Source organism: Brevundimonas vesicularis, from assembly GCF_900445985.1.
Taxonomy (GTDB): domain Bacteria; phylum Pseudomonadota; class Alphaproteobacteria; order Caulobacterales; family Caulobacteraceae; genus Brevundimonas; species Brevundimonas vesicularis_D.
Window position 1 is genome coordinate 815,036 of sequence record NZ_UAQP01000005.1, and the last position, 24,515, is coordinate 839,550.

The 24,515-nt window shown below is 65.6% G+C and carries 20 protein-coding genes, 1 tRNA gene and 1 riboswitch; of the genes, 12 read left to right on the plus strand and 9 right to left on the minus strand.

Features of this window, described 5'->3' with window-relative positions:
* Window positions 1-12 precede the first annotated feature (12 nt).
* A riboswitch (yybP-ykoY riboswitch) is annotated at window positions 13-155 on the plus strand.
* Between the two features lie 27 nt (window positions 156-182).
* Window positions 183-755 carry a manganese efflux pump MntP gene (locus DT343_RS04095; RefSeq protein ID WP_112861842.1) on the plus strand — a complete coding sequence of 191 codons (573 nt, stop codon included), beginning with the start codon at window positions 183-185 and terminating at the stop codon, window positions 753-755.
* Window positions 756-761: 6 nt separating this feature from the next.
* Here DT343_RS04095 and hutH read toward each other — a convergent pair whose 3' ends face one another.
* Genes hutH through hutG form a run of 3 tightly spaced genes read right to left on the minus strand, consistent with a single transcriptional unit; the run spans window position 762 to window position 4,774 of the window.
* Window positions 762-2,291 carry a histidine ammonia-lyase gene (gene hutH, locus DT343_RS04100; protein ID WP_112861843.1) on the minus strand — a complete coding sequence of 510 codons (1,530 nt, stop codon included), beginning with the start codon at window positions 2,289-2,291 and terminating at the stop codon, window positions 762-764.
* A gap of 3 nt (window positions 2,292-2,294) precedes the next feature.
* A complete protein-coding gene (gene hutU, locus DT343_RS04105; RefSeq protein ID WP_112861844.1) occupies window positions 2,295-3,959 on the minus strand; it encodes a urocanate hydratase in 1,665 nt (554 codons plus the stop codon).
* Entirely contained in the window at window positions 3,956-4,774 is an 819-nt protein-coding gene (gene hutG, locus DT343_RS04110; RefSeq protein ID WP_112861845.1) for an N-formylglutamate deformylase, read from the minus strand. The genes hutU and hutG overlap by 4 nt, the downstream gene beginning before the upstream one ends.
* 77 nt (window positions 4,775-4,851) lie before the next feature.
* Here hutG and DT343_RS04115 point away from each other — a divergent pair, with 77 nt between their 5' ends.
* Genes DT343_RS04115 through DT343_RS04130 form a run of 4 tightly spaced genes read left to right on the plus strand, consistent with a single transcriptional unit; the run spans window position 4,852 to window position 11,591 of the window.
* Window positions 4,852-6,228 carry a formimidoylglutamate deiminase gene (locus DT343_RS04115; RefSeq protein ID WP_258522497.1) on the plus strand — a complete coding sequence of 459 codons (1,377 nt, stop codon included), beginning with the start codon at window positions 4,852-4,854 and terminating at the stop codon, window positions 6,226-6,228.
* Window positions 6,225-6,950 (plus strand): histidine utilization repressor, encoded by a 726-nt coding sequence (hutC, locus tag DT343_RS04120; RefSeq protein WP_112861846.1) that lies wholly within the window; start codon window positions 6,225-6,227, stop codon window positions 6,948-6,950. The genes DT343_RS04115 and hutC overlap by 4 nt, the downstream gene beginning before the upstream one ends.
* On the plus strand, window positions 6,947-8,158 hold the full coding sequence (gene hutI, locus DT343_RS04125; protein ID WP_112861847.1) for an imidazolonepropionase: 1,212 nt from the start codon (window positions 6,947-6,949) through the stop codon (window positions 8,156-8,158). Before hutC ends, hutI begins: the two co-directional genes overlap by 4 nt.
* Window positions 8,159-8,192: 34 nt before the next feature.
* Window positions 8,193-11,591: a class I SAM-dependent DNA methyltransferase gene (locus DT343_RS04130; RefSeq protein ID WP_112861848.1), complete on the plus strand. Its 3,399-nt coding sequence runs from the start codon at window positions 8,193-8,195 to the stop codon at window positions 11,589-11,591.
* A 3-nt stretch (window positions 11,592-11,594) separates the two neighbouring features.
* On the opposite strand, the gene DT343_RS04135 is transcribed toward DT343_RS04130, so the two are convergent.
* Both DT343_RS04135 and DT343_RS04140 read right to left on the minus strand, forming a co-directional pair.
* Window positions 11,595-11,972, minus strand: coding sequence for a response regulator (locus tag DT343_RS04135; protein ID WP_112861849.1), 378 nt, complete (start codon window positions 11,970-11,972; stop codon window positions 11,595-11,597).
* Window positions 11,969-13,438, minus strand: coding sequence for a sensor histidine kinase (locus tag DT343_RS04140; RefSeq protein ID WP_220116456.1), 1,470 nt, complete (start codon window positions 13,436-13,438; stop codon window positions 11,969-11,971). The genes DT343_RS04135 and DT343_RS04140 overlap by 4 nt, the downstream gene beginning before the upstream one ends.
* Window positions 13,439-13,597: 159 nt before the next feature.
* Between DT343_RS04140 and DT343_RS04145 the strand changes: the two genes are divergently transcribed.
* The gene (locus tag DT343_RS04145) at window positions 13,598-15,118 is read left to right on the plus strand and encodes a carboxylesterase/lipase family protein (RefSeq protein ID WP_112861851.1); all 1,521 of its coding nucleotides are present in this window, start codon (window positions 13,598-13,600) and stop codon (window positions 15,116-15,118) included.
* 9 nt (window positions 15,119-15,127) lie between these two features.
* Here the strand turns inward: DT343_RS04145 and gor are convergent, their stop codons facing one another.
* Together gor and DT343_RS04155 are read right to left on the minus strand one after the other, a co-directional pair.
* A complete protein-coding gene (gene gor / locus DT343_RS04150) occupies window positions 15,128-16,510 on the minus strand; it encodes a glutathione-disulfide reductase (RefSeq protein WP_112861852.1) in 1,383 nt (460 codons plus the stop codon).
* Between the two features lie 88 nt (window positions 16,511-16,598).
* Window positions 16,599-16,674: transfer RNA gene (locus DT343_RS04155), tRNA-Lys, on the minus strand.
* A gap of 154 nt (window positions 16,675-16,828) precedes the next feature.
* On the opposite strand from DT343_RS04155, the gene DT343_RS04160 reads away from it, so the two are divergent.
* On the plus strand, window positions 16,829-18,241 hold the full coding sequence (locus tag DT343_RS04160; protein WP_112861853.1) for an amino acid permease: 1,413 nt from the start codon (window positions 16,829-16,831) through the stop codon (window positions 18,239-18,241).
* Window positions 18,241-18,594: an Hpt domain-containing protein gene (locus DT343_RS04165; protein WP_112861854.1), complete on the plus strand. Its 354-nt coding sequence runs from the start codon at window positions 18,241-18,243 to the stop codon at window positions 18,592-18,594. The genes DT343_RS04160 and DT343_RS04165 overlap by 1 nt, the downstream gene beginning before the upstream one ends.
* 15 nt (window positions 18,595-18,609) lie before the next feature.
* Here the strand turns inward: DT343_RS04165 and DT343_RS04170 are convergent, their stop codons facing one another.
* Together DT343_RS04170 and DT343_RS04175 are read right to left on the minus strand one after the other, a co-directional pair.
* Window positions 18,610-18,942 (minus strand): chorismate mutase, encoded by a 333-nt coding sequence (locus tag DT343_RS04170; RefSeq protein WP_055809054.1) that lies wholly within the window; start codon window positions 18,940-18,942, stop codon window positions 18,610-18,612.
* 50 nt (window positions 18,943-18,992) lie between these two features.
* A complete protein-coding gene (locus DT343_RS04175; RefSeq protein ID WP_112861855.1) occupies window positions 18,993-19,808 on the minus strand; it encodes a ferredoxin--NADP reductase in 816 nt (271 codons plus the stop codon).
* A gap of 108 nt (window positions 19,809-19,916) precedes the next feature.
* Between DT343_RS04175 and DT343_RS04180 the strand changes: the two genes are divergently transcribed.
* From DT343_RS04180 to DT343_RS04195, 4 genes are all read left to right on the plus strand, one after another.
* Entirely contained in the window at window positions 19,917-22,166 is a 2,250-nt protein-coding gene (locus tag DT343_RS04180; protein WP_112861856.1) for a S9 family peptidase, read from the plus strand.
* A gap of 121 nt (window positions 22,167-22,287) precedes the next feature.
* Window positions 22,288-22,566 carry a SemiSWEET family sugar transporter gene (locus DT343_RS04185; protein WP_112861857.1) on the plus strand — a complete coding sequence of 93 codons (279 nt, stop codon included), beginning with the start codon at window positions 22,288-22,290 and terminating at the stop codon, window positions 22,564-22,566.
* Window positions 22,567-22,828: 262 nt separating this feature from the next.
* Window positions 22,829-23,134, plus strand: a complete 306-nt coding sequence (locus DT343_RS04190; protein ID WP_017506191.1) for an SCP2 sterol-binding domain-containing protein — start codon at window positions 22,829-22,831, stop codon at window positions 23,132-23,134.
* Between the two features lie 105 nt (window positions 23,135-23,239).
* A complete protein-coding gene (locus DT343_RS04195; RefSeq protein ID WP_112861858.1) occupies window positions 23,240-24,451 on the plus strand; it encodes an acyl-CoA dehydrogenase family protein in 1,212 nt (403 codons plus the stop codon).
* Window positions 24,452-24,515 lie beyond the last annotated feature (64 nt).

Below are 24,515 nucleotides of genomic sequence, written 5' to 3' on the forward strand. Positions count from 1 at the left end.
TGTAGAGAGCCGCCTCCTGTTGGGGAGTAGCTTCCGGCGTTGTCGTCGGGATCGCGTCAACATACTCGCGCTTCGGCGCGTGGCGCGATCAGCGGAACCACCGCCTAGCGAGACCAGCGTGTCCTGACGCCGCGACCGGCCGGTGCAGGACCGCTGTCACGCGTCCGGTCGAGTGCTGTCCCATGACCCCAGGCGCCATCGCCATTCTCTCGCTCAGCATGTCCACTGACGCTTTTGCGGCCGCCGTCGGACGCGGGGCGTCGCATCGACCTGCCGTCAAGGACGCCGTCAAAGCCGGCCTGGTCTTCGGCGTCATCGAGGCGATCACGCCCCTGATCGGCTGGGGATTGGGCATCATCGCCGCCGGCCTGGTCGAAAAGGTGGATCACTGGATCGCCTTCACCCTGCTTCTGATCGTCGGCGGCAAGATGATCTGGGAAGGGGTCCAGTCGCGGGGCGCCGACGAGGATGAGGCGCCGCGCCGGTCCGGCCCCTGGGCGCTCGTGGCGACGGCGGTGGGCACCAGCATCGACGCCGCGGCCGTGGGCGTGGGTCTGGCCTTCATCGGGGCCAATATCTGGGTGATCGCCGCCTCGATCGGCTTCACCACCTTCGTCTTGACCACCATCGGCATGCTGATCGGCAAGGCCGTGGGCACGCGCTTCGGCAAGACGGCCGAGATCATCGGCGGCGTGGCCCTGATCGGTCTGGGCACGGCCATCCTACTGGAACACCTGGGTGTTCTCGGCGGCTGAGGCGGATCAGGCCGAGGGCAGCAGGTCGGCCGCGAAGGGTCGGTAACGACCAGCGCGCACGGCGTCTGTCGCACGGGCGATGTCCGGGGCGAAATAGTGGTCGCTGGCATAAGGGGCGGCGGCTTCGCGGACAATGGCGAAGACCCGTTCCAGCGCCGGCGAGCTGGTGAGCGGCCGATGGAATTCCAGTCCCTGCGCCGCCGCCAGAAGCTCGATACCGACCACTGTCGCCGTATTCTCGGCCATGTCCAGCAGGCGGCGGGCGCCGTGGGTGGCCATGCTGACGTGATCTTCCTGATTGGCGCTGGTGGGCACGGTGTCCACGCTGCACGGATGAGCGACCATGCGGTTCTCGGCGATCAAAGCCGCGGCCGTCACCTGGGCGATCATGAATCCAGAGTTCAGGCCGCTTTCCTTGACCAGGAAGGCCGGCAGTTCGCTCATCTTGGGATCCACGAGGATGGAGGTGCGACGTTCCGAAATATTGCCGATCTCGCAGAGCGCCATGGCGATCTGATCAGCAGCGAAAGCAACGGGTTCGGCGTGGAAGTTTCCGCCCGAAATGACGTCGCCATCCTCGATGAAGACCAGCGGATTGTCGGTGACGGCGTTGGCCTCGCGCGACAACGTGGCGGCGGCGCTGGTCAACACATCGAGGACCGCGCCCATGACTTGGGGCTGGCACCGAAGGGAGTAGGGGTCCTGGACCTTGGAACAGTCGTCGCGGTGACTGTCACGGATGGCGGAGCCTGCCATCAGCTCGCGCAGGCGGGCGGCGACGGCGATCTGGCCAGGCTGACCGCGCAGGGCGTGAATGCGATGATCGAACGGGGCGTCGGACCCTTTCAGCGCATCGACCGACAAGGCGCCGGCGGCGACCCCGGCGGCGAACGCCGCCTCGGCCGCGAACAGACCGGCAAGGGCCAGCGCCGTCGAACACTGGGTGCCGTTTAGCAGGGCCAGGCCTTCCTTAGGGCCGAGCGTGAGCGGCGTCAGACCGACCTTGGCTAGAGCCGCTTCGGCCTCCAACGTCTCGCCGTTCAGCCGCGCCTCGCCCACGCCGATCAGGACGCAGGACATATGAGCCAGGGGCGCCAGGTCGCCCGAGGCGCCGACCGATCCCTTAGACGGAATGCAGGGCAGGATGTCCGCGTTGACCAGAGCGATCAGGGCCTCAAGCGTTTCGCGCCGAACGCCGGAGGCGCCGCGCGACAGGCTGGCGATCTTCAGCACCATCAGCAGACGCGTCACCGCATCCGGCAGCAGCGGCCCGACCCCGCAGGCGTGGCTGAGGACCAGATTACGCTGCAGCGTTTCCAGATCTTCAGGCGCGATGGAGGTGTTGGCCAGCAGACCGAAGCCGGTGTTGACGCCATAGACGGTGCGCCCCTCGGCCACGATGGCGGCGATGGTCGCTGCGCCCCTGTCCACATCAGTCCAGGCGGTGGGCGTCAATGAGACGGTAGCGGGCCCCTCCAGCACCGCACGAAGCTGCGCCAGGGTGAGAGGCGATTGGCCGAGGGTGATCGCGGTCATGGCTCAGGCCTTCAGGCTCGGAAGGTTCAGTTCGTGCTCGCGCGCGGCTGCGCGGGCGATCTCATAGCCGGCGTCGGCGTGACGCATGACGCCCGTCGCGGGGTCGTTCCACAACACCCGCTCAAGCCGTTGGGCGGCCTCCGGCGTCCCGTCCGCGACGATGACGACGCCTGAATGCTGTGAATAGCCCATGCCGACCCCGCCGCCGTGGTGCAGCGACACCCAGCTGGCGCCAGAGGCCGTGTTCAACAGAGCGTTCAGCAGCGGCCAGTCGGACACGGCGTCCGATCCGTCCACCATGGCCTCGGTCTCGCGGTTCGGGCTGGCGACCGAGCCGCTGTCGAGATGATCGCGGCCGATGACGATCGGCCCCGACAGTTCGCCCGACGCCACCATGTCGTTGAACATCAGACCGGCTCGGTGGCGATCACCCAATCCGATCCAGCAGATGCGGGCCGGAAGCCCCTGAAAAGCAATGCGCTCGCCCGCCATATCGAGCCAGCGGTGCAGACCTGCATTGTCCGGGAATAGGCGCTTCATCGCCGCGTCTGTCTTTCTGATATCTTCCGGATCGCCGGTCAGGGCCGCCCAGCGGAACGGACCGATGCCCCGACAGAACAGCGGGCGGATGTAGGCGGGCACGAAGCCGGGAAAGTCGAAGGCGTTCGTCACGCCCGCGTCGAAGGCGACCTGACGAATGTTGTTGCCATAGTCGGTGGTCGGCACGCCCATGGCCTGGAAGTCCAGCATGGCCTTCACGTGAGCGACAATGGAGGTGCGTGCGGCGGCGGCGACGCTGTCAGGATCGCTGACGCGCTTGTCCTCCCATTCCGCGACGGTCCAGCCGGAGGGGAGGTAGCCGTTGATCACATCGTGCGCGCTGGTCTGGTCTGTGACCAGATCAGGCCGCACGCCGCGGCGAACCATTTCAGGCAACAGATCGGCTGCATTGCCTAACAAGCCGATCGACAAGGGTTTCTTGTCCTGGAGCGATTGCTCCAGCAACGCCAGGGCTTGGTCCAGGGTTTCGGCCATGACGTCGACGTAGCGTGTCCGCAGTCGGAACTCGATGCGGCTGCGTTGGCATTCGATCGTGATGCACGATGCGCCCGCCATGGTCGCGGCGAGAGGTTGGGCCCCGCCCATGCCGCCCAGGCCCGCGGTCAGGATCCACTTGCCCGACCAGTCGCCGCCGTAGTGCTGGCGACCGGCCTCCATGAAGGTCTCATAGGTGCCCTGAACAATGCCCTGGGTGCCGATGTATATCCATGATCCAGCCGTCATCTGGCCGTACATCATCAGACCCTTGCGATCGAGTGCGTTGAAATGCTCCCAGGTCGCCCATTTCGGCACGAGGTTGGAGTTGGCGATCAGCACGCGCGGGGCGTCGGCATGGGTGCGGAAGACGCCGACCGGCTTACCGGATTGCACCAGCAGGGTTTCGTCGGCCTCAAGCGTCTGAAGGGTTTCCACGATCCTGTCGAACGCCGCCCAATCCCGCGCCGCCTTGCCGATGCCGCCATAGACGACGAGGTCCTGCGGGCGCTCGGCCACCTCGGGATCGAGGTTGTTCATCAGCATGCGCATGGCCGCCTCGGCGGCCCAAGTCTTGGCGGTCTTTTCCGGTCCGCGCGGGCTGCGGACGATCCGGGCGTTTGGCGTGTTCATCGTTGGCTCTCGGCGAAGGCGATGCAGGCGGTCAGGACGCGGCGCAGATGGGCGCGCATCGGCTCGGCGCGGTCCGGCTCATAAGGGCTGGGCCAGTAGTCGGGCGACACCGGTCCGGCGGGATCGAGGATGTAGCCCCGGTCCGCCAACTCCATTTGAATGGCGTGGACACCTGCGTCGGGTTGGCCGTAATGGCGGGTGGTCCATCCGCCCTTGAAGCGGCCGTTGACGACCACGCTGTCGCCGCTGGCCGTGCAGGCGACCGCGACGGCTTGGGTCAGACTGCGCGCGCAGGTGGCGCCGTCGTTGTCGCCGATGTTAAACTGCGGCAGTTCGCCCTCGAACAGGCGCGGCACGACGGACCGGATGGAATGGGCGTCGTAGAGAACCACTTGGCCGGAGCTGCGCAGTCGATCCAACTGGCCCTGCAGGGCGGCGTGATAGGGATCGAACCAAGTCGCGCGTCGCTCGGCGATTTCGGCCGCGTCGGGTTCTTGGTCTGGGCGATACAGCGGCTCGCCGTCGAAGGTTTCGGTCGGACACAAGCCGGTCGTGGTCATGCCGGGATAGAGTGAGACGCCCGACGGATCGCGATTCACGTCGATGACGCTGCGCGACACGCCCGTTCGCACCAGGGTCGCGCCCATGTCGATCGCGAAATCGTACAGCCGATCTACCCACCAGTCCGCGTCCTTGCGGGCCAGCCAGGATGAGGTCATCCGCGCCTCGATAGCGGCCGGAATCTCGGTCCCCGTGTGCGGAAGGCCGATCACCAGCGGCGCCGCGCCTTCATGGATGGTCAGCCAGTCCTGCATCCGTTCAGCCTCCCTCGCCAAATCGATCCATCGTGGTATGTCTAGACATATTGATCGCAACGACACGGACCTGTCCAGTGACCCTTCAGCCGCAGCCTGTGGATCGCACCCTCTGGTTCGAGGCGGCCCTCTTGCCCAACGGCTGGGCGCGCGATGTGCGGATCGGCGTGGCTGGCGGACGGATTGTCAGTCTTGAAACAGACGTTGCGCGCAGCCCGGCTGACGAAGGGGGCGGTGTCGCCTTGCCGGGCGTCGCCAATGTCCACAGCCACGCCTTCCAGCGCGCCATGGCGGGCCTGACCGAAGCGAGGGGCCCTGCGGACGACGACTTCTGGACGTGGCGCGAGCTGATGTACCGCTTCCTTGATCGCGGCGGTCCGGAAGAGATTGAGGCCATCACCGCCCTGGCCTTCATGGAAATGCTGGAGGGCGGCTTCACCCGCGTCGCCGAGTTCCATTATCTGCACAATGACCCGTCGGGCGCGGCCTATTCGGACCGGGCCGAGATCGCCGCGCGGATCGTGGCGGCGGCACAGGCGACCGGCATCGCCCTGACCCTGCTGCCGGTCTTCTACGCCCATGCCGGGTTCGGCGGACAGCCGCCGGCGCATGGACAGCGGCGCTTCATCAACGATCTGAACGGCTTCGCCGATCTGGTGTCGCGATGCCGGACCCTGACCGCCGATCTGCCCGACGCCGTGGTCGGGGTCGCGCCGCACAGCCTGCGCGCCGTCAGCCCGGACGAATTGGCGGCCATGCCTGCGCTGGCGGGCGACGGGCCGATCCATATCCATGTCGCCGAACAGACCAAAGAGGTGGCGGACTGTCTGGCCTGGTCGGGCGCGCGGCCAGTCGAATGGCTCCTGGCCAATGCGCCGGTCGATCCGCGTTGGTGCCTGATCCACTCCACCCATGTGACTGAGGCCGAGTGGCGCGGCGTCGTCGCGCGCGACGCCGTCGTCGGCCTGTGCCCGATCACCGAGGCCAATCTGGGCGACGGCGTCTTCCCGGCGGTCGATTTCACGCGCGCCGGCGGCCGGTTCGGCATCGGGACCGATTCCAACGTGCAGATCGGCGTCGCAGAGGAACTGCGGATGCTGGAATACAGTCAGCGGCTGGCGCTACGCGGTCGCGCCGTCATGGCGGACCCTGAACGCTCGACGGGCCGCGCCTTGTTTGATCGCGCGTTGGTGGGCGGCGTCCAGGCGACGGGCGCGGCGTCAGGTCTGAGCGTCGGGGCGTCGGCGGACATCGTGTCGCTGAATACGAGCGGCGTCGCCTTTGCGGGACGGTTGGGCGATGCGGTCCTCGACAGCTGGATCTTTGCCGCGCCGACGGGCTCGATCCATTCGGTGTGGCGAGCGGGGCGGGAGGTCGTGAAAGACGGCCGCCATATCGCGCGGGACGGCATCGAGGCGCGCTATCGCAAGGCCCTGTCGGCGGTGTTGGGGTGAGCCTGCATCGCCGCATCTATGCCGATCTTGAGGGGCTTATCCTGTCTGGCGAGCTATCGCCCGGTGACCGCATTCCGTTCGAGCATGAGCTGACCGAACGCTACGGCTGTTCGCGCATGACGGTGTCCAAGGCCATCTCGGAACTGGCGGGGCGGGGGCTGGTGACGCGCCGACGTCGCGCCGGCACCTTCGTCGCCCAGCCCAAGGCCCACGCCGCCGTTCTGGCTATACCTGACCTGCGGGCCGAGGTGATCGAGCGCGGGCAGGCTTACGGCTATGTCCTGCTGCAGCGGATCGAACGCGAGCCGGACGGAGAGGACGAAATCGAACTCGCGTCGGGTGGTCGTCTGCTGGATCTGACGTGTCTGCACAGCGCCGACGGTGCGCCGCTGGCCTTGGAACATCGGCTCATCGCGGTCGGCGCGGCGCCTCAAGCCATAGACGTGGATTTTCATACGGTTCCGCCAGGAAGCTGGCTGCTGGACTCGGCGCCCTGGACCGAGGCTGAGAATCGCATTTCGGCGATCGCGGCGGACGCCCGCGCTGCACGGCTACTGGAACTCAAGCCCGGCGCCGCCTGTCTGTGCGTCGAACGCCGGACGTGGCGGGACGGGCAGGGGGTGACACGGGTGTGGCAGACCTTCCCCGGCGACCGCTACGATCTGGTGGCGCGCTTCTCGTCAGCCCATTCAACCGTTTTGGCGAAGGAGCCTCGCCGATGAAAGCCGACCGTCTGCTGATCGACTGCCATGTCGCCACCATGGTCGAGGGACCGGTTCCCTATGGCACCATTCAGGATGCCGCCGTGGTCGTCGCCGATGGCCGGATCGCCTGGGTGGGACCACGCGCTGACCTGCTGGCCGTTGAGGCGGCTGAAACCGAGCGGCTGGACGGGCGCTGGATCACGCCTGGCCTGATCGACTGCCACACCCATTTGGTGTTCGGCGGCGACCGTTCGGCCGAGTTCGAACAGCGGCTGGGCGGCGCGACCTATGAGGAGATCGCGCGTGCGGGCGGCGGCATCGTCGCGTCCGTGAAGGACACACGCGCCGCATCGGAGGATGACCTGTTCGCCTCGGCCATGACGCGTGTGGCGGGGCTAAAGGCCACCGGAGTCACCACCGTCGAGATCAAGTCCGGCTATGGTCTCGACCTTGAGACCGAGCTGAAGATGCTGCGCGTTGCCCGCCGGATCGGGCGCGAGGGCGGGGTGCGTGTCCGTACCAGCTATCTCGGTCTGCATGCCGTGCCGCCTGAATATCGCGACGACCGGGCGGCCTATGTCGACCTGGCCATCGACCACATCCTGCCTGCCGCCCATGCCGAAGGTCTGGTCGATGCGGTCGACGCCTATTGCGAGCCCATCGCCTTCTCGGCCGCGGAAGTGTCGCGCCTGTTCGACAAGGCGCGCGCGCTGAGGCTGCCGGTCAAGCTGCACGCCGACCAGTTGTCGAACGGCGGCGGTGCGGCCCTTGCGGCGCGCTATCAGGCTCTGTCCGCCGATCATATCGAACATGCGAACGAGGAAGGCGTTGCCGCCATGGCCGCAGCCGGGGTGGTCGCCGTCCTGCTCCCCGGCGCCTATCTGATGCTGCGCGAGACGAAGGCTCCGCCCGTGGATCTGCTGCGCCGCCACGGCGTGCGGATGGCCGTCGCCACCGACTGCAATCCTGGCACCTCGCCCGTCGCTTCCATGACCGCGGCGCTCAACCTCGCCTGTGTTCAGTTCCGCCTGACCCCGGAAGAGGCCTTGGCCGGCGCGACGCGAGAGGCGGCGCGGGCGCTTGGGATTCTTGCCGAGATTGGGACGCTCGAAGCCGGAAAGGCGGCCGACCTTGCGATCTGGGATATCTCGCGACCGGCCGAGCTTTGTTACTGGCTGGGCAAGCCCTTGCTTAACGTTGCATACAGAGACAGAAAACACGTATAGATTGTGCTTAGGAATCGAACCATAGATTGTCTGCATGGATGCAGAACAATCAAACGATGTCGAAGTCTTCATCAGTCATTGGTCCGCTGCGCCGATCAGCGAACGCGCCCACTATCAGACCTTCATCATTCAGCTCTGCCGCCTGATCGGCGTCCCCGCGCCGGACGACGAACGCGCGGGCGATCTGGACTATTGCTTCGAGCGGCCGATCCGCTTTCATCACGACAATGGGCAGACGACGGCGGGCTGGATCGATTGCGCCAAACGGGACTGTTTCGTCCTGGAGGCCAAACAGTCGCGCAAACGCCGCGACGGAGGTCCGCTGGACCCCGCCGCGCAACTGGCCTTATTGGGCAAGTCCGCCGGAAAGGCGCATGCGCCGTCGATGGAGGCGCTCGATCGCGTCATGCGGGTCGCCAAGCGGCAGGCTGAAAACTACGCCAAGGCCTTGGCCGAATGGCCGCCGTTTCTGATCACGGTGGATGTCGGACGGTCGATCGAGCTGTGGTCGGACTTTGCGAGGCAAGGCAAGATCTATGCGCCGTTTCCAGATCGGGCGGGCTATCGGATCACGCTGGACCAGCTGCGCTCGCCTGAGGTTAGAGAGCGGCTGCGCCGGGTCTGGACCGATCCGATGTCGCTCGATCCGGCCGCCCGGTCGGCGGCGGTTACGACGGAAATCGCAAAGTCTCTGGCCTGGTTGGTAAAGTCGATCAACGGTCGGCGACAGGCCGGGCTTGGGCCAGTCGATCGCGCCGCGCAGGCGAGCAAGACCGCGCGTTTCGTGATGCAATGCATCTTCGCCATGTTTGCGGACAGCGTCGGCCTGATCGAGCGGCGCAGCTTTCTGAGCTTGCTCGAAAGCTATCGCGGGGAGGCGGAGCGTTTCCACCAGGGCGCGCGGTCGTTGTTCATGGCGATGGATCAGGGCGGCTATTGCCTCGCCACCCGCCAACAGATCCGCCGGTTCAACGGCGGCCTCTACAGCACGGTCGAGACGCTGCCCATCGAGGAAGGCGAGTTGGAGGCCTTGATCGCTGCGGCGAAGAGCGACTGGACCGATGTCGAGCCAGCCATCTTCGGAACCCTGCTGGAGCAGGCGCTAGACCCGGCTGAGCGGGCCGAACTGGGCGCGCATTACACGCCTCGCGCCTATGTCGAGCGCCTGATCGCGCCGACGATCATGGAACCGTTGCGCGCGGATTGGGAGGCGGTGGAGGGCGAAGCCGTTGCGGAGTTCATGCAGGGCGACGTCGCCAAGGCGCGTCGCCGCCTGCACGCGTTTCATGATCAGCTGTGCAAGACGCGCGTGCTGGATCCCGCCTGTGGCACGGGCAATTTTCTCTATGTCGCCATGCGGATGATGAAGGAGCTGGAAGAGGAAATCTTCAGCGCCCTGGGAGAGATGGGCGAGCATCAGGGCGTGCTGGCTTTCGACGGGCGGGTGGTCAGCCCCGAGCAATTCTATGGGATAGAAAAGAACGCCAACGCCGCCTGGATCGCCGAGATGGTCATGTGGATCGGCCATCTTCAGTGGCACTTCCGCATATCCGGCGCGCCGATGCCGTCGGAGCCCATCCTCAAGAACTTTCGCACCATCCGACACGCCGACGCCCTGCTGGGGTTCTCGCGCGTCGAGGTGGTCCATGGACGTGATCAGGCCGAGCGAGAGCGAGTTCGCTATATCGACCCGCGACCCACACCTTGGCCGGACGTTGAATTCATCGTCGGCAATCCGCCCTTCATTGGCGGCAAGGGCCTGAGACGAGAGTTGGGCGACGGCTACGTCGATGCCCTTGCAGCGATCCGGGGCGGTCGATTTCTTTCGGCAGACCTGGTCATGGCCTGGTGGGATCGGGCGGCGGAAATCCTGATCGAGCCAGATACGCGGTTGCGGCGCTTTGGGTTCATCACCACCAATTCGATCACCCAGACCTTCTCGCGACGGGTAATCGAACACCATCTGGCCAAACGACCGCCGATCAGGATCGTCTTCGCCATCGCGGATCATCCGTGGGCCAGGGGCGTGGGATGCGCTGACGTCAGGATCGCCATGTCGGTCGCCGAGCGGGGCGAGCCGGACGGACAGGGACGATGGCTGAGGGTCAAGGATGCGGATGCCACGACGTTCGAGGAGCGTCACGGCGACATCGGCGCGGACCTGATGCTGGACAGTCGATTGACGCGCGTTCGACAGCTGAAGGCCAACGCCGTGCTGGCCTATCGCGGCGTGCAGCTGATGGGCTCGGGGTTTCAGGTCACGTCAGAGAAGGCCGAACGCCTCCTGTCCGGCTCAGACCCGCAGGCGCCGTCGCCGGTTCGCGACTACCGTAATGGCCGAGATCTGGCGGATCGATCACGCGGGCTGCAGGTCATTGATTTCTTCGGCTGGGACGAGGGCGAGGCGCGTCGTCGGCATCCGCTGCTGTTCCAGCATCTGCTGGAGACGGTGAAGCCGGATCGGAATCGCAACAACCGGGCGGCCTATCGCGACAACTGGTGGATATTCGGAGAGCCGCGTCGTGATCTGCGCGACGCCCTGGAGGGATTGAGCCGCTTTATCGTCACCATAGAAACCGCCAAACATCGCTGGTTTAGATTCATGGATGCCGCCACCTTGCCGGACAACAAGCTGGTGGTGATCGCCAGCGATGATCCGTTCGTGCTTGGCGTCTTGTCTTCGCGCCAGCATCGCGCATGGTTCGCCGCCAACGCCGGCCGTATCGGCGAATACGAACGCGAGGCCGTCTATGTGAAAGGCGCCTGTTTCGACACCTTTCCATTTCCGGATGCAGGCGCCGCCTTGGCGGCGGAGATCGGCGTCCTGGCCGAAGAACTTGATGCCGTGAGGGCTGACGTACTGCGCGACAGCGACGCCTTGACGATGACCGGCCTTTACAACGCCAGAGCCAGGATAGGCTTGGGCGATCACGTGTCGGACGCTGAACGTGCGATCTATGACCAGGGGCGCGTCGGCATCATCGACCATCTGCATCAGCGCCTCGATCGGCTGGTCGCCAAGGCCTATGGCTGGCCTGACGACCTGGCGGACAGGCAGATCGTCGAGCGCCTGATCCAGCTGAACCAGACCAGGGCGGAGCAGGAGGCGCAGGGAGACATCCACTTCCTGCGACCAGACTATCAAACCGGCAAGGTGCGGGAAGGGACTGCAAAACCGGCGCAGCCTCTTCTACCGACATCGAGGCAGAAGGCCCTGTTTCCCGACCAGCCCGGCGTTCTGGCGTCCAGCCTGCTCTCAATCCTGCGCCGACAGGGCGTTCCGATGTCGCCGACCGAGTTGATGGACGAGTTCGAGGGCAGTCGGCCGCGTGCGAAGCGGCTGATTACACATACGCTCAAGGTGCTGGCCGTCGCAGGGTCCGTGCAGAATACCGATGACGGATGGTTCGCGCCGCGGCGGATGCCGAGCTAGGCCTCAGGCTTGAGCCACTCCCATGGCCTTCATCAGGGCGTCACGGATGGCGAGTTCTGTGAAGGGCTTCTGGATCGTAGGCTGGCCTCGCCATTCGTCGGGCAGTCCGCCTTCGCCGTAGCCGGTCGAAAAGACGAACGGCACGCCGCGTTCCTTCAGCGCCTCGGCGACGGGAAAGACCTGACGGCCGGCGACGTTGACGTCCAGCAGGGCGGCGTCGAGATTCTCCGTATCGCGCGCCAGCTTCTGACCTTCGTCCACATTGGACGCGGGACCGATCGGCACGCACTCCATGTCCTCCAGGATTGTTTCCAAGAGCATGGCGACGAGCGACTCGTCTTCGACGACAAGCACGCGGCGGCCGGTGAGGGGCTGGGTCATTGTGCGGCCGTCCTGTCCAATGGAACTGTCAGTTCCGCGATCAATCCTTCGGGGGCGTAGACCAGATCGATCTCGCCCGCCAGATCATGGCGAATGTTTCGCTCAATCAAACGGCTGCCAAAGCCCTTCCTGGCCGGAACCGCAACCTTGGGGCCGCCGATTTCGCGCCAGCTCAACTTCAGCTTTCGGTGTCTCTGGTCGGCCAATCCCCAGTCGATAAAGATGCGACCGTCCGGCGTATGCAGCGCGCCATATTTGGCGGCGTTCGTCGCGAGCTCGTGGAAGATCATGCCGAGCGACAGGACGACAGCGGGTTCCAGCGACACCGGCGGTCCGTTGAGGCTGATCCGGGTCGGTCCATAGGCCTCTGTCTCGTGCTCCAGAATGGCGCGCAGATCGGCGCCTTCCCAATGGCTTTGGGTCAGCAGGTTGTGCGTATGCGACAGGGCCATGATCCGGGACTGGAAGGTCTCGGCGAAGCTGGCCGGGTCGGTGTTGGAACGGGCCGTCTGGATGGCGATCGATTGCACCGTGGCCAAGGTGTTCTTCACGCGATGATTCAGTTCGTCGATCATCAACTTCTGGCGCTGGGCGGCCAGGACGTTCTCGGTGATGTCGTGACCCTGCACGAAGATGCCCACCACCGCGCCCGCGTCGTCGCGGATCGGTTGATAGATGAAGTTGAGATAGACGGTTTCGAGCAGCCCATCGGGCTTACGCTGCAGCTGGGCCGCGCTCTCGCGCCCTTCATAGGGTTCGCCTGTGGCGAAGACGCTGTCGAGCAGATCGTAGAAGCCTTGGCCTTCCAGTTCCGGCAGGGCCTGCCTGACCGGCTTGCCGGCGATATCCCGGTGTCCGATGAGCTGGCTGTAGGCGTCGTTGTGCATCTGGAACCGATGGTCCGGTCCGGACATGATCGCGACGAAGCCGGGGGCCTGCATGAACATTTCGACCAAGCGGTTCCGCTCGGTTTCCAGGCGACGATTGTCTTCCTGGACGGACTGAGCGCGGCGAAGGACCGACCCGCCCACGATGGCGTCCAAAGCGGTCGTCGGCTCGTCCGGGCGGATGACGGGCGCCAGGTCCGTCACATCCATGGTGTGCTGAAGCAGCATGACCACTTCGCCGTCGGCGTTCAGTATGGGCGTATGGGTGGCGCTCCACAGACGCTCTTCAAAAATCTCGCTGCCGTCCGGCTGCGCTCGGGGCATAGAGAATCGCACGACTGCCAGATGATCGCGTTGTCGGGTGTCGCGCGCCTTTTCCAGTGACGCACGGACTTGGCGGACGTTCTCCGGGGCGTCCGAGCCAGGGCCCGAGTCGAAGGCGGCAAAGAGCGGTTGGCCCAACACTTCGCTGCGCTTGGCGCCCGTGACATCCATATAGGCCTGATTGACCTCGGCGATCCGCAGGTCAGGCGTGAGCAGCACATAGGGATTGGGCGAGGCCTTGAAAGCCGCACCCAAGTTAATGGTCGGATCTCCGGATTTTGCCGCTTCGTTCAACGCTTACCCCGCACAGCTTGGCGATAACGCGCGACATCGAAATCGGTTCTCTGGCTTCGCTGTCGTGAACTGTGATCGCAAGATTATTGGCGCGCCGCCGTAATTTGCTAATCAGCGCGCATGACAATCGCCGGCGTTTTCGCCACCCTCTCGCTCATGATGGCGCCCGCAGCCGACCAGCCCACCGTCCGCATTCCGCAGGGCGTCCTGACCGGACGCGCGGATGCCGAAGTGGCTGCGTTCAAGAACATTCCCTATGCCGCGCCGCCGACGGCCGAGCGGCGTTGGCGACCGCCCGGCCCCGCGCCGACCTGGCAGGGCCAGCGCGACGCCTCGGCCTACGGTCCGCTGTGCATCCAGGCGCCGCCGAACGGCGACCCCGGCGTCGGTCCTTTGCCGATGAGCGAGGACTGTCTGAACCTGAACGTCTGGCGGCCGATCAGCGCGGCGCAACCTGCCCCGGTCATGATCTGGATTCATGGCGGCGGTCTGGTCAACGGGTCGGGAACCGCGCCGCTGTATGATGGTACCAACCTGGCCAAGCGCGGCATGGTCGTGGTGACGCTGAACTATCGGCTGGGGCGGCTGGGCTTCTTCGATCATCCGGCGCTGGCGGCCGAGCGGCCGGCGGGCGAGGCGGCGGGGAATTACGGCCTGATGGACGTGACGGCGGCGCTGAAATGGGTGCGCGCCAATATCGCGGCCTTTGGTGGCGACCCCAAGAACGTGACCATCTTTGGCGAGTCGGCAGGCGGGGCGATTGTCACGCGACTGATGATCTCGCCGCCGGCGCGCGGTCTGTTCGACCGGGCGATCGTTCAGTCCGGCCTGGGGCGGGAGTTGCAGACGCCGCTGGACCGCAAGGGCGCCTATGGCGCGCCCTCAGCGCGCGAGCGCGGCGAGGTGTGGGCCTATGGCGCGGGACTGCGAACGGCGGCGGATTTGCGCGCGGCGCCGGCCGATCTGTTCCTGACGCCGCCCCCGGTTTTCGCCAACGGCGACCTGACGCTGATCGACGGGCGGATCGTGCCGTCCACGGTCGAGGCAGCGTTCAAGGCGGGGCGGCAGGCTCCGGTGCCCTTCATCATCGGCAGCAACAGCGCCGAGTTCTGGTGGATGCGGCCCACGGATCGCAACGGCTATGGTCAGATCGACGATGACATGACCTGGCTCGAGCGCGCCGACGCCGTTCAGGCCTATGGCGGGCTGGAGGCGTTCGACAAGCTGGCGATCACGGATTTGGTCTTCTCGGAGCCGGCCCGGATGCTTGCGCGACTGCATGCCAAGGCGGGTCATCCGGCCTGGCTCTATCGGTTCGATATCTCGTCGCCACAGAATCCCGAGCCGCATGGCGGCGCGACCCATGCGATCGAGCGGCCCTATGTGTTCGGCACGTTGAACACTCTGCCGTATCCCGTCGAGGATCGGGACCGAAAGGCGTCGGAGGCCATGATGAGCTATTGGACCGCCTTCGCGCGCTCGGGCGATCCCAACGGCGTCGGGCGGCCACGCTGGCCCACAGCGACGCTGACAGACACCCGGCTGATGAACTTCGTCAATTCGGGACCGACCGTGACGCCCGTGCCCCTCAGCGCCCGTCTGGACCTGCTTGAACGATTCCGCGAGCGGCCCAGGCCCTAAAAGCAACCGTCAGCCGGCCGAGGTCGCGCCCGACTGCTTCTCCTTCAGCGTGACCAGCTCTTCCGCCATGGTGGGGTGGACGGCGCACGTGGCGTCCCACTGCGCCTTGGTCAGACCGGCCTTCACCGCGATGGCTGCCAGCTGGATCATCTCGGGGCTGTCGGGGCCGACGATATGGACGCCGACCACGCGCTGGCTGTCGGCATCGACCACCAGCTTCATCAGCACCCGCTCATCCGAGCCGGTGAAGGCGTATTTCATGGGCCGGAACCGGGTGACATAGACATCGACGCCGTTCGAGCAGGAGCGGCGGGCCTCGGCCTCGCTGAGGCCCACGACCCCGACCGGCGGCTGGCTGAAGACGGCGGTGGCCACGGCCTCGTAGTCGAAGTGCTGGGGATTGTCGCGATAGACGGTCTGATGGAAGGCGACGGCTTCGCGGATGGCGACGGGCGTCAGGTTCATCCGGTCGGTGACGTCGCCGATGGCCCAGATGTTGTCGGCCGTCGTCTTGGAATAGGGATCGACCTTGATGGCGCCGGTCTCATTCAGCGCGACGCCTGCGCTCTCCAGCCCCAGATCCTTGACGTACGGGATGCGGCCGGTGGCGAACATGACGACGTCCGTCTCCAGCTTCATCCCGTTTTCGAGGTGGTTGACCAGGCCGGTCTCGGTCTTTTCGATCTTCTCGTGCTGGCAGCCCAGAATGACCTTGATGCCCCGCTTTTCGATCTCTCCGGCCAGGTGCGCGCGCACATCGTCATCGAAGCCGCGCAGGATGTTGGGGCCGCGATAGATCAGGGTCGTCTCGACGCCCAGGCCCGCGAAGATGCCGGCGAACTCCACCGCGATATAGCCGCCGCCCGCAATCAGGATGCGCTGGGGCAGTTCCGGAAGGTGGAAGGCTTCTTCAGACGTGATTGCGTGCTCGATCCCCGGTAGTTCGTCCGGCTTCCACGGGCGGCCGCCCGTGGCGATCAGGATCTTTTCGGCGGTGATGGTGCGATCCTTGCCAACAATCTCCACCGTATGGGCGTCTTTCAGAACCGCGCGCCCGTGCACCAGTTCAACCCCGGCCTTGCCCAGATTGGCGGCATAGATGCCGGACAGGCGCGCGATCTCGACGTCCTTGGCTTCAAGGAAGGTGGGCCAGTCGAACCTGGCGTTGTCGAACGACCAGCCGTAGCCCTCGGCGATCTCGAGCGCGTGGCTGACCTCGGAGGCCATGACCATGAACTTCTTGGGCACGCAGCCACGGATGACGCAGGTGCCGCCGACCCGATACTCCTCGGCGACCGCGACCTTCTTGCCATCCAGAGCCGTCAGCCGCGCCGCCCGCACTCCGCCTGAACCGGCGCCGATGACGAAGAGGTCGTAGTCGTAGTCGGCCATAGGTCGGATTCCGTTCAGCGGCAGGCATCGGCATTTAAGCCACGCCGCGCGAAATCCAAGAGGCTGTTGGGAAGCTAGGGAAAGACGATGGTGGGTGATGTAGGGTTCGAACCTACGACCCGCTGATTAAGAGTCAGCTGCTCTACCAACTGAGCTAATCACCCGACCGATCGTCTGCGTCTTCGGGGGCGAGGCCTTGCCGAAGGGCGCTCCTACTACCCAGCGGTTCGGGGGTTGGCAAGCGCTTTCGCAAACTTTCTGCGACGGAGTATGGTCCCCGTGGAATCAGTCGCGGCAAGCGGCGGGGGAGCGAACATCATGGCCTTCTGGAACCGGCGTCGATCAATCGACACCATGATGGCGCCGCACGACGGACCGCGGCTGAAGCCGACGTTGAGCTGGCCGCACCTGCTGGCCCTGGGCGTGGGGGCCATCGTCGGCACCGGCATCCTGACGCTGATCGGGGTCGGGGCGGGGTTGGCGGGCCCGGCCGTGTTGATCAGCTTTGGCCTTGCGGGACTGGTCTGCGCCTGCGCGGCTCTGGCCTATGCCGAACTGTCGACCATGATGCCGACGGCGGGCAGCGCCTACACCTATTCCTATGCGGTGCTGGGTGAGTTGATCGCCTGGATCGTGGGGTGGAGCCTGATCCTGGAATATTCGCTGGTCGTCAGCGCCGTGGCGGTGGGCTGGTCCGGCTATGCGGTCGGCTTCCTGAGCGGGCTGGGGATCGATCTGCCGACGGCGCTGGTCGCCGGGCCGCATGCGGGGGGCATCATCAACCTGCCGGCCGTGGCCATCATCGGGGTGGTGACGGGCCTGCTTCTGCTGGGCACCAAGGAGAGCGCGACGCTGAACGCGGTGCTGGTCCTGATCAAGATCGCGGCCTTGGTGGTATTCGTCGCCATCGCCCTGCCGGCGTTCAAGCCCGAGCATTTCACGCCCTTCATGCCCAACGGCTTCGGCGCGCCCTTCGTCCAAACCGGGGTAATGGCGGCGGCGGCGATCATCTTCTTCGCCTTCTACGGCTTTGACGCCATCTCGACGGCGGCGGAAGAGACCAAGAAGCCTGAGCGTGACCTGGCCATCGGCATCGTCGGCTCCATGCTGATCTGCACGGCGCTGTATCTGGTCGTTGCGGCCGCAGCCATCGGCGCGCGACCTGTCGCGACCTTCGCCAGCAGCCCCGAGCCGCTGGCCCTGATCCTGCGCCAGATGGGACAGGGGACGGCGGCCCAGTGGATTGCGGCGGCGGCGGTGATCGCGCTTCCGACCGTGCTGCTGGCTTTCCTGTTCGGCCAGAGCCGCATCTTCCTGGGCATGGCGCGCGACGGCCTGTTGCCGCGTCGCCTGGCCAAGGTGTCGAGCCGGGGCGTGCCGGCGGTGGTGACGGTGTTCACCGCCATCGTCGTGGCGATCCTGGCGGGGCTGTTGCCGCTGGACGAACTGGCGTCGCTGGCCAATGCCGGGACGCTGGCGGCCTTCTGCTCGGTCGGGGTTTGTCTGATCGTCCTGCGCATCCGCGAGCCCGGTCGCAAGCGGGTGTTCAAGGCCCCGCTGTGGCCGGTGGTTGGGGCAGTCAGCGTGATCGGATGTATCGTCTTCTTCCTGAGCCTGAAGCCGGTGACGCAGATCGGCTTCGTCGTCTGGAATGTGATCGGGATCGCCATTTATCTGCTGTGGTCGTCCAGGAACTCGCGCCTGGCCAAAGGCGAGGAGACGGCGGCCTGATGGCTTTGCGGGATCTGACGGGCGCCGTCGATTTCACCGTACTGAACGGCATGACGGGCGGGGACGACGCCATCAACGAGGAAGTGTTGGGCCTGTTCGTCAATCAGGCCGGCCTGTGGTCCGTCATGCTGGATCCCAAGGTCGAGGGCTGGCGCGACGGGGTCCATACGATCCGGGGCGCGGCGGCGGGCATCGGCGCGCGAGACCTGGCGATGATCTGCGCCGAGGCGGAAGCAGTGGATCAGAAGCTGGCCGCGCCGGCTGTGGAACGGGTGCGTGATGCGCTGGAGGCGGCCTTGGCTGACGTCGCGGCCTATCGCCACGAAATCATGCTGAGAAGTCTCAAGACCTAGACGGGCTTGTCGCGTTCAGCTGCGCGTGCGGTCGTAGGTGGCGAACTCGTGGGCGATGCAGCGGTCGATCAGCAGACGCCAGACGGGTTCGGCGATGTCGGGCGACAAATTGTGCGCTTCCGCTGAGACCAGAACCTTGGCGACCACGTCATCGATCCGGGCCTGGTCGAAGACGGCGTCGCGGTCGGGCTTTATGCGGGCGGCGGCGTCCATGTAGCGCTGGCGCTCGGCCAGCAGGGCGACCAGGGCGCGGTCCAGGGCGTCGACGCCCTGGCGGACCTCGGCCATCGACTGGCATTCGGCGGGATCGACGCGCGCATCGACGGCGACAAGAGCAGGCTTTGACATGGGCGTGGGGTTAGCGGGTCAGGCCGCGCAAGCCAAGCCGTCAGACTGTCTCAACCGACGAAGGCGCGTTCCAGAACATAGTCGGCCGGTTCGGCGTTGGAGCCTTCCTTCAGGCCATAGGTCTCCAGCAGTTCGCCGGCTTCCTTGATCATGGCCATGGAGCCGCACAGCATGGCGCGGTCGCGGGCGGGGTCGAACCCCTCGGGCAGGCCCAGGTCGCGGAAGAAGTCGCCGGACTTGATGCGGTCGGTAATCCGGCCCGGCGTCTCGAACGCTTCGCGGGTGACCGTCGGATAGTAGGTCAGCTGGGCCTTGGCCTCGTCGCCGATCAGAGGATCGTCGTGGATTTCGCGGGTGAAGAAGTCGCGGTAGGCCAGGTCGGCGACGCTGCGGACCGTGTGGATCACATAGACATGGCCGAAGCGGGAATAGGTCTCTGGATCGCGCGCGACGCTGAGCCAAGGCGCCAGCCCCGTGCCGGTGCCGATCAGAAACAGGCGTTCGCCGCCAGTCAGGGCGTCCAGAACCAGGGTGCCGGTCGGCTTCTTGCCCATCAGGACGGTGTCGCCGGGCTGGATCTTCTGCAGGCGCGAGGTCAGGGGGCCGTCGGCGACCTTGATCGAGAAGAACTCCAGCTCCTCGGCCCAGCAAGGGCTGGCGATGGAATAGGCGCGCAAAACAGGCTTTCCGCCGTTTTCGCCCGGCAAGCCGATCATCACGAATTCGCCCGAGCGGAAGCGGAAGTCCTCGGGCCGTTTGACGCCGAAGCTGAACAGGCTGTCGGTCCAGTGGCGCACCCACAGGACCTCAAGCTCATTGAAGGGGCTGGCTTTCACGGAGGCGGGGGAGAGGGCGGCGTCTGTCATCTTGCGTCTCTCTAATCTGAGAACCCCTCGCAGGGAAGGACAAGCCTTTCACCCGGCGACGACATTTCCTCGTGACGGCTTGCAGAAGCACCGCTAGCGTCCCGACCCATGCGCACCCTTCTTCTCGCCTCGACCATCCTCCTGTCCGCCAGTTCGGCGCTTGCGCAGGAGACGCCCTCCAACATCCTGACGCCCGAGCGGGTGTTTTCCAGCCCCAGCCTGAACGGGCCGGTGGCCAAGGGGGTCAGCCTGTCGCCTGACGGCCAGTTGGTCGCCTTCCTGCGCTCGCGCGAGGACAATGTGGATGTGCAGGACCTGTGGGCCGCGCCGACGGGTGAGGGCGAACCCTACAAGCTGATCGACGCACGGGCGCTGGTTCCCGACGCCGGCGAACTGTCGGAGGCCGAAAAGGCCCGGCGCGAGCGGATGCGGATCAGTGCGCGAGGCGTGGTCGAATATTCTTGGGACCAGCAGGGCCGCTACATCCTGGCGCCGCTGGAAGGCGACATCTTCCTGGCGAGCCGGGCGGACGGCAAGGTGCGCCGCCTGACCGAGACGCCGGCTGACGAGATCGACGCCAAGGTGTCGCCCAAGGGCAGCTACGTTTCCTATGTCCGCGATCAGAATCTGGTCGTCTATGATCTGGCGAGCGGCAAGGAGACGCCGATCACCGACGACGGCGCGGGTCTGATCACCTGGGCCACGGCCGAGTTCATCGCCCAGGAGGAGATGGATCGCGACACCGGATACTGGTGGAGCCCCGAGGAGCGCTACATCGCCATGACGCGCGTGGACGAGAGTTCGGTCGATATCGTGCCGCGCTTCGAAATCACCGGCGGCGGCGCGACGATGGTGGAGCAGCGCTATCCTCGCGCGGGCCGACCCAATGCGGTGGTCGAACTGTATGTGCGCGACCTGCAGGGCGGGGGACGGGTCAAGGTGGACCTGGGATCCAATACCGACATCTATCTGGCGCGGGTGAACTGGTCAGGCGATGGCAAGACCCTGTATGTCCAGCGTCAGTCGCGCGACCAGAAAACTTTGGATCTGCTTAGCGTCGATCCGACGACCGGCGCGTCACGCGTGATCCTCAGCCAGAAGGCGCAGGCCTGGGTCGATCTGAACGACGACTTCCGCGTCCTGTCTGATGGCCGGTTCATCTGGTCCAACGAGGATTCGGGTTGGCGGCACCTGTATCTGTACGACCGCAACGGGCGACGGCTGCGGGCCATCACGCGCGGCGACTATCCGGTCAAACATCTGGACGGCGTCAACGAGCAGACCGGGGACGTCTATTTCACCGCCTCGATGCGCGACGGCAAGGAACTGCCGATCGAGCAGCAGATGTTCCGCGCCAATCTGAACCGCACGGTCGATCCGGTCGCGGTGACGCCGGGCGGCGGCTGGTGGACGGTGTCGGTTAACGGGCCGGCGACCGCCTATGTCGGCAACTATTCGGACCCGGCGACCCCGACGCAGTCGGCGCTGTACCGCATCGACGGCACGCGCGTGCGCTGGATCGAAGAGAACAAGCTCGACGCCAGCCATCCGTTCGCCCCCTACGTCTCACGCCTTCGCACGCCCGAGTTCGGCACGATGCAGAGCCACGGCCAGACCCTGGTCTGGCGCATGACCACGCCGCCCGACTTCGATCCGTCCAAGAAATATCCGGTGGTGATGCAGGTCTATGGCGGCCCCGGCACCGGGGCGGGCGTGCAGAAAAGCTGGCAGCCCCTGACCAACCAACTGCTGACCGAGGCGGGCTACATCGTCTTCCGCGTCGACAATCGCGGTGAAGGCGACCGGTCGCAGGCGTTCGAGACCAGCATCTATCGCCGTCTGGGCATTCCGGCGGTCGAGGATCAGGCCCAGGCCGCGCAATGGCTGAAGACCCTGCCTTACGTCGATGCCGACCATATCGCGGTTATGGGCTGGAGCTTCGGGGGCTTCCTCAGCCTGCTGACCCTTACGGACAAGGACGCCGGCCTGGCCTCGGCCTTGGCGGGCGCGGCGCCGACGGAGTGGAGCCTGTACGACACCCACTATACCGAACGGTATATGTCCACGCCCCAGGCCAATCCGGAAGGCTATGCCGCCACCGACGTCCTGCCGCGACTGGATGACATGACGGGGCGGCTGCTGCTGCTGCACGGCATGGCCGACGACAACGTCATCTTCGGCAATGCGACGCGCGTCATCGACGCCTTGCAGGCCAAGAGCGTGCCGTTCGAGATGATGCTCTATCCCGGCCAGCGGCACGGTGTCCGCGGCGACCCGAGGCAACTGCAACAATGGCGCACCTATCTCGACTTCCTGGACCGCACGATCGGCAAGCGGGCCGAACCCAAGGCCGACTGACGCTCGGACCCGCCGGTCGAGCATCCTTTCGCCGCGCCGCGCTTTCGGACAGGGGAGCCGAAGGCTGAAGGTGAAGGTCAAGGATGGCGAGACAGAATGAAGGCACGCGGAGGGTCGCCCCGTGAGCGACCTCATCGCCAACGTCGTCGGGTCAGCGGCTGCGATCTGCTCGATCACCAGCTTCGCGCCCCAGGCGGTCAAGATTTGGAAGGAGCGCGATGCGTCGTCGGTCAGCTTGAAGACCTATTCCCTGACCGTGACATGTTTCGTGCTGTGGGTCGTCTATGGGATCATGACAAAGGCCTGGCCTGTCACGGTCGCCAACGCGTGCGCCCTGGTGATGGCGTCCGGCGTGCTGGTGATGAAGTGGCGGTTCCGCGACGGCGATCCCGACAAATAAGGGTTTGATCCTGATCAAGGCGCGCTGGCGCGATAGGGCTCAGAAAGGCGGCAGAGGAGATTTCCAATGCCGCAATCCGCTATTCCCTTCGTCGCCGCGATCGTGACGGCGTTCGCCTTCTTCATGGTCGCGCTAGGCGCAGCCAGTCTGTATTCCAGATCCGCTGACGAGAAGTGACCGAGCTTTCCCCGACGTGATCTTGGCGCCCCCGCCGATGCGGGCTAACCCGTAGTTCACAACGTCCAACAGGGAGACGCCCCCAATGCCCGATCTCGCACAAGTCACCGAACACATCCGCGGCGCCGTCGGCGACAACTCCGGCCTCGGCAAGACCGTCAAGCTCGACCTCGGCGACGAGGGCAAGATCTACATCGACGGCGCCTCCACGCCGAACACGGTGACGAACGAGGACAAGCCCGCCGACGCCACCGTCTCGATGAAGTGGGATGACTTTATGGCCCTGTCGGAAGGCAAGCTGGACCCAATGATGGCCTTTATGCAGGGCAAGCTGAAGATCGCCGGCGACATGATGATCGCCCAGAAGCTGGCTCCGCTGCTGAAGCGCTGATGCCGGTCTGAACGACTAGTTATGGCGGCGCGGCTCCCGACCAGGGGCCGCGCCGTTTTCGTATCGAGCGTCCGGCAGAGACGCGAACGGGAAAGAGGAAACGACATGGACTTCAAACACTCCGACCGCGCCCTGGATTGGCACGCCCGCGTCCGTCGCTTCCTGGACGAGCAGGTCATCCCGCGCGAAGCAGAATATTTCGCACAGGTCCGCGAGGATTCGAACCGTCAGCCGCCGGTTATGGAGACGATGAAGGCGGCCGCGAAGGAGGCCGGACTTTGGAATATGTTCCTGCCCGGCGAACACGGGGCGGGTCTGACCAATCTGGAATACGCGCCGCTGGCCGAGATGATGGGGCGGCATCTGTGGTCGGCCGAGGTGTTCAACTGCAACGCCCCCGACACCGGCAATATGGAGGTGCTCCATATGTACGGAGACGCCGAGCAGCAGGCGCGCTGGCTGAAGCCCCTGATGGCCGGCGAAATCCGTTCGGCCTTCCTGATGACCGAGCCTGAGGTCGCCTCGTCCGACGCCACCAACATCCAGACCCGGATCGAGCGGGACGGCGACCACTATGTCATTAACGGCCGCAAATGGTGGTCGACCAACATGGGCCATCCGAACCTGGCCGTGACGATCGTCATGGGCAAGACTGACCCCGACGCCGCATCCCACGCCCAGCAGTCGCAGATCATCGTGCCGGCAGATACGCCTGGCTTCCGCGTCGAGCGGATGCTGTCGGTGTTCGGCTATGACGAAAAGCCGATCGGCCATGCCGAGGTCGTGTTGGAGAACGTCCGCGTGCCGGTCGAGAACCTGATCGCGGGCGAGGGGAGGGGCTTCGAGATCGCCCAAGGGCGGCTTGGCCCGGGCCGTATTCACCACTGCATGCGCACCATCGGTGCAGCCGAGCGGGCGCTGGAACTGATGGTGACGCGACTGCTGAACCGGACGGCGTTCAAGAAGCAGTTGGCCGAGCATTCGGTGTGGGAACAGCGCGTCGCGGAGGCGCGCACCAACATCGAGATGTGCCGCCTGCTGGTGCTGAAGGCCGCCTGGATGATGGATCAGGCGGGAGCAAAGAACGCCCGCTCCGAAATCGCGCAGATCAAGGTCGCCGCGCCGAAGATGGCTTTGCAGATCATCGACGACGCCATTCAGGCGTTCGGCGGCGCCGGGGTCTCGGGCGACACGCCCCTGGCCGAGCTTTACGCGGGTGTCCGCACCTTGCGCATCGCCGACGGCCCGGACGAGGTCCATAATCGCACCATCGCGCGGTTGGAATACGCCAAACATGGCGGCCGCCCGATGCTCTGATGTGTGATCCCGAACGCCAAGTGCTTGGGAACCTTGGCCTTGTTGGTGCGTTTGTTCGGCACTG

Coding starts and splice junctions, on each gene's coding strand:
- DT343_RS04095 (WP_112861842.1), top strand. CDS start 183: ATGACCCCAGGCGCCATCGCCATTCTCTCGCTCAGCATGTCCACTGAC.
- hutH (WP_112861843.1), bottom strand. CDS start 2,291: ATGACCGCGATCACCCTCGGCCAATCGCCTCTCACCCTGGCGCAGCTT.
- hutU (WP_112861844.1), bottom strand. CDS start 3,959: ATGAACACGCCAAACGCCCGGATCGTCCGCAGCCCGCGCGGACCGGAA.
- hutG (WP_112861845.1), bottom strand. CDS start 4,774: ATGCAGGACTGGCTGACCATCCATGAAGGCGCGGCGCCGCTGGTGATC.
- hutI (WP_112861847.1), top strand. CDS start 6,947: ATGAAAGCCGACCGTCTGCTGATCGACTGCCATGTCGCCACCATGGTC.
- DT343_RS04130 (WP_112861848.1), top strand. CDS start 8,193: ATGGATGCAGAACAATCAAACGATGTCGAAGTCTTCATCAGTCATTGG.
- DT343_RS04135 (WP_112861849.1), bottom strand. CDS start 11,972: ATGACCCAGCCCCTCACCGGCCGCCGCGTGCTTGTCGTCGAAGACGAG.
- DT343_RS04145 (WP_112861851.1), top strand. CDS start 13,598: ATGACAATCGCCGGCGTTTTCGCCACCCTCTCGCTCATGATGGCGCCC.
- gor (WP_112861852.1), bottom strand. CDS start 16,510: ATGGCCGACTACGACTACGACCTCTTCGTCATCGGCGCCGGTTCAGGC.
- DT343_RS04160 (WP_112861853.1), top strand. CDS start 16,829: ATGGCCTTCTGGAACCGGCGTCGATCAATCGACACCATGATGGCGCCG.
- DT343_RS04165 (WP_112861854.1), top strand. CDS start 18,241: ATGGCTTTGCGGGATCTGACGGGCGCCGTCGATTTCACCGTACTGAAC.
- DT343_RS04170 (WP_055809054.1), bottom strand. CDS start 18,942: ATGTCAAAGCCTGCTCTTGTCGCCGTCGATGCGCGCGTCGATCCCGCC.
- DT343_RS04175 (WP_112861855.1), bottom strand. CDS start 19,808: ATGACAGACGCCGCCCTCTCCCCCGCCTCCGTGAAAGCCAGCCCCTTC.
- DT343_RS04180 (WP_112861856.1), top strand. CDS start 19,917: ATGCGCACCCTTCTTCTCGCCTCGACCATCCTCCTGTCCGCCAGTTCG.
- DT343_RS04190 (WP_017506191.1), top strand. CDS start 22,829: ATGCCCGATCTCGCACAAGTCACCGAACACATCCGCGGCGCCGTCGGC.
- DT343_RS04195 (WP_112861858.1), top strand. CDS start 23,240: ATGGACTTCAAACACTCCGACCGCGCCCTGGATTGGCACGCCCGCGTC.